At 31.4% G+C, this 14,158-nt stretch carries 13 protein-coding genes; 4 read left to right on the top strand and 9 right to left on the bottom strand.

Annotated elements, in window-relative coordinates; genetic code table 11:
* Position 1 precedes the first annotated feature (1 nt).
* Positions 2 to 586, bottom strand: coding sequence for a dual specificity protein phosphatase family protein (locus tag UEQ13_RS09575; RefSeq protein WP_329806129.1), 585 nt, complete (start codon positions 584 to 586; stop codon positions 2 to 4).
* Positions 586 to 2,523: an LTA synthase family protein gene (locus UEQ13_RS09570; RefSeq protein WP_329806128.1), complete on the bottom strand. Its 1,938-nt coding sequence runs from the start codon at positions 2,521 to 2,523 to the stop codon at positions 586 to 588. Before UEQ13_RS09570 ends, UEQ13_RS09575 begins: the two co-directional genes overlap by 1 nt.
* Positions 2,524 to 2,629: 106 nt before the next feature.
* Here UEQ13_RS09570 and UEQ13_RS09565 point away from each other — a divergent pair, with 106 nt between their 5' ends.
* Both UEQ13_RS09565 and UEQ13_RS09560 read left to right on the top strand, forming a co-directional pair.
* Positions 2,630 to 4,405: an AMP-dependent synthetase/ligase gene (locus UEQ13_RS09565; protein WP_329806127.1), complete on the top strand. Its 1,776-nt coding sequence runs from the start codon at positions 2,630 to 2,632 to the stop codon at positions 4,403 to 4,405.
* Position 4,406: 1 nt separating this feature from the next.
* On the top strand, positions 4,407 to 5,438 hold the full coding sequence (locus UEQ13_RS09560; protein WP_329806126.1) for a proline iminopeptidase-family hydrolase: 1,032 nt from the start codon (positions 4,407 to 4,409) through the stop codon (positions 5,436 to 5,438).
* Positions 5,439 to 5,543: 105 nt separating this feature from the next.
* Here the strand turns inward: UEQ13_RS09560 and UEQ13_RS09555 are convergent, their stop codons facing one another.
* Genes UEQ13_RS09555 through UEQ13_RS09545 form a run of 3 tightly spaced genes read right to left on the bottom strand, consistent with a single transcriptional unit; the run spans position 5,544 to position 7,290 of the window.
* On the bottom strand, positions 5,544 to 6,023 hold the full coding sequence (locus UEQ13_RS09555; RefSeq protein WP_329806125.1) for a hypothetical protein: 480 nt from the start codon (positions 6,021 to 6,023) through the stop codon (positions 5,544 to 5,546).
* Positions 6,024 to 6,025: 2 nt separating this feature from the next.
* Positions 6,026 to 6,514: a hypothetical protein gene (locus UEQ13_RS09550; RefSeq protein WP_329806124.1), complete on the bottom strand. Its 489-nt coding sequence runs from the start codon at positions 6,512 to 6,514 to the stop codon at positions 6,026 to 6,028.
* Between the two features lie 8 nt (positions 6,515 to 6,522).
* Entirely contained in the window at positions 6,523 to 7,290 is a 768-nt protein-coding gene (locus UEQ13_RS09545) for an MBL fold metallo-hydrolase (protein WP_329806123.1), read from the bottom strand.
* Between the two features lie 102 nt (positions 7,291 to 7,392).
* On the opposite strand from UEQ13_RS09545, the gene UEQ13_RS09540 reads away from it, so the two are divergent.
* Complete coding sequence (locus tag UEQ13_RS09540) at positions 7,393 to 8,853, top strand: TonB-dependent receptor (protein ID WP_329806122.1); 1,461 nt, start codon at positions 7,393 to 7,395, stop codon at positions 8,851 to 8,853.
* Between the two features lie 41 nt (positions 8,854 to 8,894).
* Here UEQ13_RS09540 and UEQ13_RS09535 read toward each other — a convergent pair whose 3' ends face one another.
* The 4 genes from UEQ13_RS09535 to UEQ13_RS09520 form a co-directional block, all read right to left on the bottom strand.
* The gene (locus UEQ13_RS09535; protein ID WP_329806121.1) at positions 8,895 to 9,329 is read right to left on the bottom strand and encodes a LexA family protein; all 435 of its coding nucleotides are present in this window, start codon (positions 9,327 to 9,329) and stop codon (positions 8,895 to 8,897) included.
* On the bottom strand, positions 9,323 to 10,612 hold the full coding sequence (locus UEQ13_RS09530; protein WP_329806120.1) for a Y-family DNA polymerase: 1,290 nt from the start codon (positions 10,610 to 10,612) through the stop codon (positions 9,323 to 9,325). Before UEQ13_RS09530 ends, UEQ13_RS09535 begins: the two co-directional genes overlap by 7 nt.
* A 115-nt stretch (positions 10,613 to 10,727) precedes the next feature.
* A complete protein-coding gene (gene lpdA / locus UEQ13_RS09525; RefSeq protein WP_329806119.1) occupies positions 10,728 to 12,131 on the bottom strand; it encodes a dihydrolipoyl dehydrogenase in 1,404 nt (467 codons plus the stop codon).
* A gap of 103 nt (positions 12,132 to 12,234) precedes the next feature.
* Positions 12,235 to 12,690, bottom strand: a complete 456-nt coding sequence (locus tag UEQ13_RS09520; protein WP_329806118.1) for an Lrp/AsnC family transcriptional regulator — start codon at positions 12,688 to 12,690, stop codon at positions 12,235 to 12,237.
* Positions 12,691 to 12,875: 185 nt separating this feature from the next.
* On the opposite strand from UEQ13_RS09520, the gene UEQ13_RS09515 reads away from it, so the two are divergent.
* Complete coding sequence (locus UEQ13_RS09515; protein WP_329806117.1) at positions 12,876 to 14,093, top strand: aminotransferase class I/II-fold pyridoxal phosphate-dependent enzyme; 1,218 nt, start codon at positions 12,876 to 12,878, stop codon at positions 14,091 to 14,093.
* Positions 14,094 to 14,158 lie beyond the last annotated feature (65 nt).

Raw genomic sequence — 14,158 nt, 5'->3', positions numbered from 1 at the left:
TCTATTTTGCAGCTTTTTCTTTTCTAGAAACATAACTATGTAAAAAATCACCTTTAGGTTTTCCTAAATCGAATGAACTAAATTTCGTTAAAAAACGGGTTTCTTTTCTCGCATCATCTCTGTCCCAATTTTCATATTCTATACGATAAATGGCAGAATACATTTCGGCACGACCTACGCCATGAAAACAATGAATTAGCACTGGATAATTGGCTGGATTGTCCATTATTTTGAAAAAATCTTCCAAATTTTCTGGTGTTGGCACTTGATCTGAACCAAGATTAAAATAATTTAAGCCTACAATTTTGGCAGCAGCTTCTTTTTCAGCAGTTAATTCAGCTGGGATTTCAGGATTATTTACTAAATCAGCTGTACCAGGAAAACGTAAATCGATAATACTTTTAATCTTATGCTCTTTCACAAAATTAGCCAATTTATCTGGTGGAATAACACCACTTTTATACACTTTTCCTTCAGAAATAATTTTAAAATTATGATTCACTTTGTAATCATAATATTGTTTTCCACCGATTACAGCTCCAATTACAACAATTGAAAGTAGTATTTGTATGATTCTTTTTTTCATTATTTTGCAGTTAATTTTTTATCAATAATTCTATTAAAATAATCCTGAATAAATGCCTTACAGCCTATTTCCAAATTATTCATTTCTTGGTTTCGTTTTCCGATTAAATTATGCAATTGTTTTTTATCCTTAATATCATAAAACCCAACGGCTACTTTTCCATCAAAAGCACAAATGTAATTTCCTCTAGCAAAGTTATACAATCCCGAAATATGATTGATTAAATAAGGTTTAACTTTTTCATTTTTGGCAACTAAACTTCTTCCCCAACTTCTAAAAGGCTTATTGTAGCCTATCATATCCATTACTGTTGGAAAAATATCAATATGTTGCGCTAATTCCTTGTTCTCTCCTTTCAAATTATATTTTGGCGAAAAAAACAAAATTGGAATAGCGGTTCTGTTCATAATTTTATCCGTATATTCTTCCGTATAATTCACTAAATTACAATGATCTGCCGTAATAATAAAAATTGTATTTTCAAACCAAGACTCTTTTTTAGCCGATTCGAAAAACTTCTTAAAAGCGTAATCCGTATAACCAACAGGTTGGTGCATTGGGTTTGTTCCTTTTGGAATTTTATTTCTAAATTTTTCAGGAACAACATAAGGTTCGTGAGAAGAAACCGTAAAAATAGTACTGAAAAACGGAGCTTTCTTTTTGCTAATAGTTTGATTCATAAACTGCATAAAAGGTTCGTCCCAAATTCCCCAAGAACCATCAAAATCTTTATCATTTCCGTATTCCGTCATTCCATAATAATGGTCAAATCCTAAAATATTTCCATAACCCAAAAATCCCATTGATCCATTTGGTGCTCCATGAAAAAATGAAGTATCATACCCTTTATCTTTTAAGCATGAAACCAATGATTCTATTTTCTGTTTAGCATAAGGAGATGATGTAAAAGCATCTTTAAACGATGGAATTCCAGATAAAATAGACGACATTCCGTGAATGGATTTGTAGCCATTTGCATAGGCATTCGTAAAAATTAAACTTTCTTTAGCTAACGAATCTAAAAAAGGAGTATAACTAACATAATCTTTTATATTCGAATTTTTATTGAAAGCACCAATATATTCTCGACCCATACTTTCCGTAATAATCAATACGATATTTGGTGAAGAAGGACTATTAGATTTATAAAATTTTATCGGTTGAAAATTTTCTTCTACAACTGATTCTGGAATATTAAATTCTGTTTTTTTAAATGATTTTACACCTAAAGTTCTTAAAAATGTAAATGGTGAATTCAGAACTAAATCGGCTTGTTGTGCTTTTTTTACGTGTTGATTCGCATCTACTAAATTAATTGGTCGTGTACTTTTTTTGAAATCACCACGAATCCCACCAATACTTAAAGTAGCAATAATCAGAAATCCTAAAATAGATTTTGCCACATATTTTGTTTTACCCGTTTCTACTAAATTCTGCTTTACTTTTACTTTTTGATATAAAAATATCCAAAAAACAGACACAATAATGTAAAGTAAAAACACATGCCAATAGGTAATTAAAAATCGAAACAACATGCCTCCTTTTGCTTCTTCATGTTTTAAAATATCCCAAGCTGCAAGTGTTAAACGAGAAAAATTATATTTGTAATAAATGAAATCAACAAAATTGAAAGAGAAGAAAATTAAATTCGAAATGAAATACAAATAGAATAAAACCTTTTGATATTTTGGTTTTGTATTGATAAAAAAAGGCAAAATAGAAAGTAAAATAAACAACCCATTTATATACAAAATCGCGGTGGTGTCAAATGCTAAACCGTGATAAGAAATTTGTAAAAACTCTGAAATGGAAGCTACTTCGACAATTTCGCTATTGAAGACATAAAATAAAAGTCTGGCAATAAAATAAAAGAAATAAACTAATAAAATTCTGTAAAACAGCACTTTATACTCATCTAATCTGAAAATAGATTTCATATTTTAAAAATTAATTATTGCAAAATTAACAATATTAGAAGTTTAACCGTTAAATTATTTATAAATATCTATTTTTTTTATAAATTGCAGTTTAAAACCAATTCAAATGCAAAACGTTACTAGACTTTTCGATTTCCCATATTATCAATTAGAACACCATAATTTACCAGATGCTTTGGTAACTAAATATGGAAATGATTGGGTAAAAACTTCTACACAAGAATACCTAAATAAAGCCAATTCTTTATCAAGAGCATTATTACATTTGGGAATACAAAAAAATGACAAAATTGCTATCATCTCATCAAATAACAGAACAGAATGGCATATTTCAGATATTGGAATTTTGCAAACAGGTGCACAAAACGTGCCTATTTATCCTACTATTTCTTCAGAAGATTATGAATATATATTAAATCATTCTGAAGCTAAATATTGTTTCGTTTCTGACCAAGAAGTATATGATAAATTAAAATCGGTTCATTCTAGAATTCCATTATTAGTGGAAATATATTCATTCAACGAAATTTCTGGTTGCAAAAAATGGAGAGACTTATTAGAATCAGGTTCAGATACTTCCAACCAAAATGTAGTTGAAGAACGTAAAAACAATGTTTTACCAACAGATTTAGCTACTATTATTTATACTTCTGGAACAACAGGAAGACCAAAAGGTGTGATGCTTTCTCACGATAATATTGTTTCTGATGTTTTAAATTCAGACAAAAGAATGCCTTTAAGAAAAGGAAGTACACGTGCTTTAAGTTTCTTACCGATTTGTCATATCTTCGAAAGAATGTTGACCTATTTATATCAATATGGTGGAATTTCAATCTATTTTGCGGAAAGTATTGAGAAAATATCAGACAATTTAAAAGAAGTTCATCCACACGTCATGTCAGTTGTACCAAGGCTTTTGGAGAAAGTATACGATAAAATTTATGCAAAAGGTACGGATTTAACTGGAATCAAAAAGAAACTATTCTTTTGGGCTTTAGATTTAGGAATGAAATTCAAACCTTACAATGAAAATGGTTTTGTTTATAATTTAAAACTTGGAATTGCTCGAAAATTAATTTTCTCTAAATGGCAAGAAGGTTTAGGTGGCGAATTAGAACTTTTAGTTTCTGGAAGTGCTGCTTTACAAAATCGTTTAACAAAAGTATTTACTGCAGCTGGAATACCAGTTATGGAAGGTTACGGATTAACAGAAACTTCTCCAGTAATTTCAGTAAATGATATGAGAAATGGTGGTTTCAGAATTGGAACCGTAGGAAGAGTTATCGACAATGTAGAAGTAAAAATTGCTGAAGATGGCGAAATCCTTTGTAAAGGTCCAAACGTAATGATGGGTTACTATAAAGATGAAGCACAAACTGCAGAAGTAATCAAAAATGGCTATTTCCATACAGGTGACATTGGAGAAATTGACGCTGATGGTTTCTTAAAAATTACGGATCGTAAAAAAGAAATGTTTAAAACTTCAGGAGGAAAATATGTGGCGCCGCAAGTATTAGAAAACTCCTTCAAACAATCACGTTTTATTGAACAAATTATGGTGATTGGTGATGGCGAAAAAATGCCAGCAGCCTTTATTCAACCTGCTTTTGATTTCGTAAAAGAATGGGCAAGCAGACATAAAGTGGATTTAGGAAGTTCCAACGAAGATATTTGCAATAATCCGAAAGTGATTGCTAGATTTCAAGAAGATATTGATGAAGCTAACAAAAAATTCGGAAATTGGGAACAAGTGAAACGTTTTGAATTAACACCAGATATTTGGTCAATTGATGCAGGACACTTAACTCCAACAATGAAATTAAAACGTAAAATTATCAAAGAAAAATACCAAACCCTTTACGATAAAATTTATTCAGCATAAAATGAAAAAAATATTCTTCATTTCGATACTCTTCGCTTTTTTTTCTTGTAAAAAGGGCGAAGATTTTTCGTTACAAAACTATCATTCTTTTGATTCGAAAGAAGACCAATATACGGGCGGTATCAAAATGATTCCAATAAAAACTCCGAAAGGAACGTTTAAGGTTTGGACAAAAAGATTTGGAAATAATCCGAAAATAAAAGTCTTGCTATTACATGGCGGACCAGGTTTAACGCACGAATTGTACGAATCATTTGAAGGCTATTTACCTAAAGAAGGTATCGAATTCATTTACTACGATCAATTAGGCTCGTATTATTCTGATCAACCAAAAGACAAATCACTTTGGACGAATGAACGTTTTGTGGAAGAAGTGGAACAAGTTCGAATCGCTTTAGGTTTGAATAAAGACAATTTTTATGTTTTAGGTCAATCTTGGGGCGGTATTTTAGCTATGGATTACGCCTTAAAATATCAGAAAAACCTAAAAGGCTTGATTATTTCTAATATGGTTTCGAGCATTCCTTCGTACAATAAATACGCACAAGAAGTGTTAGGTCCGCAAATGAAAAAAGAAGTGTACGAAGAAATCATGCAATTGGAAAAAAATAATGATTTTGCGAATCCAAGATATTCTGAATTGCTTTTCGAACATTATTATACGGAACACATTTTAAGAAAACCACAAAAAAATTGGCCAGAATCGATTACCAGATGTTTTAAACACATTAATTCTGAAGTTTATATTTCGATGCAAGGTTACAGTGAATTCGGAATCACAGGCGATGCTTATATTAAAAATTGGGATGTTTCAAAACGATTGAAAGAACTGACTGTTCCAACTTTAACTATTGGTTCAAAATATGATACGATGGATCCAGAACATATGAAATGGATGGCAACTCAAGTGCAAAATGGAAGATTTTTATTTTGTAAAAACGGAAGTCATTTATCACAATACGACGACCAAGAAACGTATTTTACAGGTTTAATTCAGTTTTTGAAAGATGTGGATGAGAAGAAATTTAAATAATAGGTACGCAGATTTTACAGATTGGTCAGATTTTAAATTCTAAATAAAAAAAGCATCTCATTTTTTTGAGATGCTTTTTTTATTGAAAAATATGTGACAAATTTATTAATGCTCCTCATCTTTACCTATAACTTTCGTGTCAATAGGAATCGCAGGTTGAAACAACAACGTTTCATTATAATACAAATTGAAGCCTTTTTTAGTACGAAATTCGAAATTTTTAAACTTGAAGTTTTGGTCTTCACTTTCTCTAGTAAAAATGATAGATTCTTTAGAATCTGGTAAGAAAACCTCAGCAATTAAACTGTCTTCATCCACGAAAAAATAAGCATTTTTACTTTTTCCTAACGTATCTTTTTCAATTGAAGTTAATCGGTAACCATCTTCAAAAACACGCACACATTTTTTAGTCATATTAGACCATTTGTATCCAGCGTCTAATTTACATTCGTTTTCATTTTTATCATCATTTACTTGATTTCCCACAATTGAATCTAAAATTTCTTCATCAGATGAAGGGTTTTTAAGAATATAATCGCAAGAAAATAAAGAAACTAGTGATAAAATATATAAAATTTTTTTCATATTTAATTTAGCGTTTCTTGATAAATTAACGTTTCAACCGTTTCAAAATCTGTTGGTTTATCTGTGTTATGAAAATATTTTATTAAAACTTCTCCCCAAACTTTTCCATCAGAAAAATTAGCAATAATCCATCTGTGATTTAAAATTTTAACACTATTTATTAAAAATGGATTTTCACCTATTTGTTCATAAGAAACGTATTTATTTCCTCTTTTATCTGCATTAAAAGCCATTAAATCCTCATTTACTTTCGTTTGTAAAGCTTTCAAATTATGCTCAAAATAATACTCTTGAGCATATTCATTATTATCCAAAGAGAATTTATCTTTCTCAATCAATTTTACAATTGAATCTTTAGCTTTTTTTAATTCTTTCTTGCTAATAGTAGAAACTTCTTCACTTCTTTTTAAAATGTTTGAGGAGTTAACCATCTGAAAAATGTTAATTAATACTGAAAACACTAATCCATAAAGTAATAAATTCTTCTTCATTTTTTAAATTATTTAATTTTTATTTCTAAATTATCGTAAGCCAAAAATACATTTTCCGGCAATTGTTTTTGTACTTCTTCGTGTAATCCTAAAATATGACTGATATGCGTTAAATAGGCTTTTTTAGGCTGCACCAAATTTATAAAATTTAAAGCTTCTTCTATGTTAAAATGTGTATTATGTGGTTCGAATCGTAAGGCATTGATAACCAAAACTTCCACGTTTTTCAACTTATCAAGTTCCGAAGTTTCTATAGTTTTTACATCCGTTAAATATACAAAATCTTTGATTCGATATCCAAAAACTTGTAAATCGCCATGCATCGCATTAATTGGAATAATTTCTTTGTTTTTAATTTGAAACTTCTGACCATTAATTACTTCAAACGGAACAACAGAAGGTGCGCCTGGATATTTATTTTCTTTTTCAAAAATATAATCGAATCGTCTCGCTAAATTATCCAAAACACGTTGATGACCATAAACAGGAATATCACCTTGTTTGAAATAAAATGGCCTAATATCATCCAATCCTGCAGTATGATCAGCATGTTCATGTGTGAAAAGTAAGCCATCAATTTGCGAACATTTACTGGTTAGCATTTGTTGTCGAAAATCGGGACCACAATCAATTACTACAGAAAAATCTACATCATGAATCCAAACCGAAACTCGCAATCGTTTGTCTTTAGCGTTTTCACTTAAACACACAAAATGATTACTCCCAATTACTGGAATTCCTTGTGACGTACCTGTTCCTAAAAAGTAAATTTTCAAAGCGAATATTTTTTTACAAAAATAACAAATTACTCTTGTTAAAACCTATAATTTGTTAACTTTGCAGTATATTTTAATTTGCCCAAAAATACATTTGTTAAAATGACGACTGAAATAACATTAAGAGGAGATAAAGTAATTGAACAAATTCCTTCAACCAAGGATAAAGCACTTCGTATAAATTTAAACGAAAACATTTACGGAACCTTTGCAGAGATTGGTGCAGGACAGGAAACTGTTAGACATTTTTTCAGAGCTGGTGCGTCTTCTGGTACGATTGCAAAAGCCATGTCTGCTTATGATAAAGACTTTAGTGATGCTATTTATGGTATTGAAGAAGATGGTCGTTATGTTACGGAAAGTCGTTTAAGAAAAATGTTAACGCACGAAACCCAACTTATTGAAGACAGATTAGGTCGTGATAAACATCCCAATAAAATGTTTTTTAGTTATGCAAATACAGTGGCTACCATTGATTTCGCAAAGCAATTTAAAGGTCATGGTTGGGTTGGAATTAAATTTCAAGTAGAACCAGATGAAGCGTATAATGAAATCTTAATTCACATTCGTTTTAAAGAAAATGATGCGCGTTTGCAACAAGAAACTTTGGGTATTTTAGGAGTAAATTTAATTTACGGTGCGTTTTACAAACATAATGATGCAAAGAAATTATTACGTTATTTATACGATCATTTAGAAAAAGACCAAATTGAAATTGATACTGTAAATTTCTCAGGACCTCGTTTTGCTGATGTTGACAACCGATTAATGAGTTTACAATTAGTAAAATACGGAATGACAGATGCTGTAATGTTCAATCCGGAAGGAAAAAACATTTTACCTGCAGCGGTTTTATACAAAAAGAACATTTTAGCGTTACGTGGAAGTTTCCGTCCAGTAACCAAAGTAAATATGGATATGTATAAACAATCTTACGAGATGTTTATTCAAGAAAATAAAGTTAGTAAAGAAAATACGTTTGTAGTTTTTGAAATTACACTTTCTAACCTAAAAGCTGAAGGTGAAATTGACGAAAGAGATTTCTTAGACAGAGCAGAACTGTTATGTTCATTAGGACAAACGGTAATGATTTCTAACTTCCAAGAATATTATAAAGTATTAGAATATTTTTCATCTTTCACTAAATCTAGAACTGCCTTAGCTATGGGAGTTAGTAATTTAGTTGAAATTTTTGACGAAAAATACTACCGCCATATGTCGGGTGGAATTTTAGAAGCTTTTGGAAAACTGTTTTACAGAGATTTAAAAGTGTATTTATATCCAATGAAAGATCCAGAAACAGGAGAAATAATCAATTCGGAAAACTTAAAAGTACATCCTCGAATGAAAGAATTATACAAATTCTTTAAATACAACGGAAAAGTTACTGACATAGAAAGCTACGATGAAAAAACTTTAGATATTTTCTCAAGAAAAATTTTAAAAATGATTGCAAAAGGCGAATCTGGTTGGGAAGAAATGCTACCAGAAGGTACAGCTGAAATCATTAAAAAAGACCATTTATTCGGATATCTAAAAGAAAAAGAATTAGCGAAGTCATAAAAACATACAACTAAAAAATCCTGATAAACTCAGGATTTTTTTTATAACTTTTTTACCACATACGTCACAATTCCCCAAATGATAAAATCATTTTCTTGAGTGACTTTAATCGGCTCAAATAGCTTGTTTTCAGGCAATAATAGCAAACTGTTTTCTTGTACTTTGATTCTTTTTACGGTAAATTCTCCATCGATAAAACAAACGGCAATTTTACCATCTTGAGGTTCTATACTTTTATCAATCACTAAAATATCGCCATCATCAATTCCGGCTCCAATCATAGAGCTTCCGTTCGCTTTAGCGTAAAAAGTAGCAGTCGAATTTTTGACAACAATTTGATCAATGCTAATTCTGGAACCATCAAAATCAGCTGCTGGTGAAGGAAATCCAGCTTTAATGCCGCTTGAAATGTAAGGCATTTCCAAATTACTTTCCGTATTTGGAATAAAAAAGGATAATTTATTTTGTGCTAACATTTTACTTCTAATAATTCGGTTATATCTGTCGTGTATTTTTTGGATAAGAAGTTTTGCTTCATTTTCCAAGTGCGTTGTAAATCTTGGTTTCCGAGTCGAATTTTTCTTTCGCCAGTTTTCTTTCGAATATCGTCCATCACTTTCATTATTTTTTCGTGTTTCGGATTTTCTTCTACAAATAAATTAAATTGCTTTTGATCTTGTGGAATAATATCCGTTATGATAATTCCAGCTTTCGTATACGTTTCGCCAACTTGAACTATCTTTTCTAACATTTTAATAGCTGTAGTACTTAAGGTCAAACTTGATTGTGTCGCAAACGGCAAAGCTTCGTAAACTGAAAAATTATACCGTTCATTTCCTGCTTTATATTTATCTTTTCGCAGATACAGCACAATTCCGTAACAACATGATTTTTGCATACGTAATTTTTCGGAAGCTACTGTTGCAAAAGTAGACACACGTTCTTTCAATTCGCTTAAATTGGTAATTGATTTCTCGAAAGTTCTAGTTATAGCGATATTTTTCTTGGCTTCAGGTTGTTGTTCTAATTCTAATACAGATCGCCCTAATAATTCGGCACGAAGTCGTTTTCCAATCACGCCCATAGTTCTAATTATGAAATCTTCATTATGTGGCAAGGTGAAATCGTAAGCCGAAACCATTCCAAATGCTTTCATTTTTTTAGACAATTGATACCCAATTCCCCAAATATCTTCGACTTTCGTCCATTTTAAAGCTTTAATTCGTTTTTCTTCGGAATCGATTACATAAACGCCACCCGTTCTGTCTTGAAATTTTTTCGCAATTTTATTCGCGACTTTACTCAGCGCTTTCGTTTCGGCAAAACCGATACAAACGGGTAATCCAATCCATTTTTGCACGCATTGTTTCATTTGAATTCCACAAACTTCAAAATTGGTTGTATTGGTGTTTTTAAAATTAAGAAAAGCTTCGTCGATACTGTAATTTTCAATGTCTGGCGTAAAACTAACTAAGACTTCCATTACACGTTTACTTAAATCGCCATACAAGGCATAATTGGAAGAAAAAACGGCGATTTGATGCTGCTTGATTTCGTTTCTAATTTTAAATTCGGGCACACCCATAGCAATGCCAAGCGCTTTTGCTTCGTCACTTCTAGAGATAACACAACCATCGTTATTAGATAAAACGACAACAGGTTTTTTAAGAAATTGAGGTTGAAAAACACGCTCGCAAGACACATAAAAATTATTACAATCGACCAATGCAAACATAGGCCAAAGGTACGATTTCAGCATTGAATTTGGTTCGAAAATTTATTAACAATGGTGTTAAAATTTCGAAAAGAGAGAAAACAAAAAATCCCAAACTCCAGTTAAGGAATTTGGGATTTCTATATCTAAATGTATCTGTTTACACGTGTAATGCTCTATTTCCAGTTGCTGCTAACGCTGCTTCTTTAATCGCTTCAGCAAAAGTTGGATGTGCGTGAGACATTCTTGAAATATCTTCAGCAGATGCTCTAAATTCCATAGCCGTAACTGCTTCGGCAATTAAATCAGCACAACGTGCACCAATCATGTGAACGCCTAAAACTTCGTCTGTTTTGGCATCCGCTAAGATTTTCACAAATCCGTCCGTATCACCACCAGCACGAGCTCTTCCTAATGCTTTGAAAGGAAAACTTCCTGCTTTGAAATCAATTCCTGCTGCTTTCAATTGCTCTTCTGTTTTACCAACAGCTGCAACTTCTGGCCAAGTATACACTACTCCAGGAATTAAATTATAATCGATATGTGGTTTTTGTCCTGCTAAAATTTCAGCAACCATTACACCTTCTTCTTCCGCTTTATGTGCTAACATCGCTCCACGAACTACGTCACCAATTGCATAAATATTTGAAACTGAAGTTTGTAAATGATCGTTTACTTCAATCATACCTCTTTCTGTAACTTTAACACCTGCTTTATCAGCATTTAAAGCATCTGTATAAGGACGACGACCCACAGAAACTAAAGAATAATCACCTTCTAAAGTGATGATTTCTCCTTTTGCATTTTCTGCTTTTACAGTAACTACATCTCCTGCTCTATCCACCGATTGAACTTTGAGAGACGTGTAAAACTTCATACCTTGTTTTTTCAATACTTTAGTCAATTCTTTAGATAAAGAAGCATCCATTCCTGGAATAATTCTATCCATAAATTCTACGACAGAAACTTGCGCTCCTAAACGTAAATAAACTTGACCTAATTCGATACCGATAACTCCACCACCAATAATTACTAAGTGTTTTGGAACTTCTTTTAATTTTAAAGCTTCCGTAGACGTAATAATTCTGTCTTTATCTAATTTGATAAAAGGTAAAGAAGAAGGTTTAGAACCTGTAGCAATAATAATATTTTTAGATTCTATCACTTCTGAAGAACCATCTGCTTTAGTTACTTTAACTGAAGTGGCACTTTCAAAAGAACCAACACCTTCAAAAACGGTAACTTTATTTTTATCCATTAAGTATTTTACTCCACCAGAAGTTTGATCTACAACAGCTTGTTTACGAGCAATCATTTTTTCTAAATTCACTTTTACCTCTCCAGAAACTTCAATTCCGTGATCAGCAAAATGTTGTAATTCTTCATAATGATGCGAAGAAGCTAATAATGCTTTTGACGGAATACAACCTACGTTAAGGCAAGTTCCACCAAGAGTTGAGTATTTTTCAATAATTGCTGTTTTAAATCCTAATTGTGCGCAACGAATAGCTGCAACATATCCTCCAGGTCCAGAACCAATAATGGTTACATCAAATTGACTCATAATATCTATTTTTTTATAAAATGATTGTTGTGTATTTTTCGAATACAAAAGTAAAGTTTTTAAATAAATATGTGCTGATATTTATTCAAAAACTTCGATAAATTTAATTGATTACAAATGAAGTGGAATTTTTAACTTCACCAATCATAAAAGTACTATGTGTACTACCAATATGTTGCAGTGTTGTTAACTTCGTAACCATAAATTCTCTGTATTCTTCCATGTCTTTTACACAAATTTTCAGAATATAATCATAATCTCCACTTACGTGAAAACATTCTAAAACTTCATTAAGTGTAACCACTTCCTTTTCAAATTCAGAAATTAAATCTTTGGAGTGTTTGATTAATTTGATATGACAAAAAACCACGAATCCTTTTTGGATTTTAGTTTTGTCTAAGATTGTGGCGTATTTGCTAATAATCCCTTCACGTTCTAGTTTTTTTATTCTTTCATAAACCGCAGTTACCGAAAGATTTAACTTGCCGGAAAGCTCTTTAGTAGTTTTTTTAGAATCAATTTGCATTAATTCTAACAGTTTTTTGTCTGTTGCGTCCATTTTAGTTGTGTTGTTGTGTGTGTGTTTGTGACGCAAATATATCATTTTTTTTTAAATTTTATTTAAAATTTTAGATTATAAATCTTATAAAACCAATTACCATAGATTTATAATCTAAAAAAACACACATATGTTGAAATATTAATATTTTATACTCAATTTTGATGAATAAAAAACTAAACAACATGAACAACTTTAACCCAGCAGACAAAATCCAAGATTTACAATATTTTGGTGAATTTGGAGGTGTAAATCCTTCTATTTCAGATTCTTCAACTTACACGTTTCTTTCAGCAAAAACCATGTTCGATACTTTCGAAGGTAACGCAGAAGGTTGTTATTTATATTCACGTCATTCTTCTCCAAGTAATTTATATTTAGATAAAGCATTGGCAGCAATGGAAGGAACTGAAACAGCGAACGTTTCTGCTTCTGGAATGGGAGCGATTACTCCAACTATTTTACAATTATGTGGTCAAGGTGATCACGTAGTTTCTAGTAGAACTATTTATGGTGGAACATATGCGTTTTTAAAGAATTTCGCACCAAGATTTGGCGTAGCAACAACTTTCGTTGACATTACTAAATTAGATATTGTAGAAGCAGCAATCACACCAAATACTAAAGTTTTATATTGTGAAACGGTTAGTAATCCATTATTAGAAGTAGCAGATATTGCTTCTTTGGCTAAAATCGCTAAAAAACATAATATTAAATTAGTAGTAGATAATACTTTTTCACCTTTATCAGTTTCTCCAGCAAAATTAGGAGCAGATATCGTAATTCATTCACTTACAAAATACATCAACGGAAGTTCTGATACAGTTGGTGGTGTAACTTGTGCGAGTCAGGAATTTATTAACGATTTGAAAAATGTAAATTCTGGTGCAAGTATGTTATTAGGACCTACAATGGACAGTTTACGTTCCGCTTCAGTAATGAAAAATCTTAGAACATTACATATTAGAATGAAGCAACATAGTCATAATGCGATGTATTTGGCTCATAAATTTGAAGCAGACGGAATCAAAACGGTTTATCCAGGTTTAGCGAGTCATCCAAGTCATGAAGTATATAAAAATATGATTAATCCAGAATATGGTTTTGGAGGAATGATGACTATTGATGTTGGAAGTTTAGATAAAGCAAACGCTTTGATGGAATTAATGCAAGAAAGAAATTTAGGCTATTTAGCTGTAAGTTTAGGATTCTACAAAACGTTATTTAGCGCGCCAGGAACTTCAACTTCTTCTGAAATCCCTTTAGAAGAACAAGCTGAGATGGGTTTAACGGATGGTTTAATTCGTTTTTCAATTGGTTTAGATAACGATATTGAAAGAACCTATCAAAGTATGAATGCTTGTATGAGAGAATTAGGCATTCTACAATTAGAGAACGCATAACATTTAATAAATAATAGTAACATCAAAATCCGTCCCGATATAATTAGGACGGGTTTTTTTGTAAC

This window comes from Flavobacterium facile, from assembly GCF_036321945.1.
In the GTDB taxonomy this organism is placed as follows: Bacteria; Bacteroidota; Bacteroidia; order Flavobacteriales; family Flavobacteriaceae; genus Flavobacterium; species Flavobacterium facile.
This window is presented reverse-complemented; position numbering and strand designations above follow the sequence as displayed.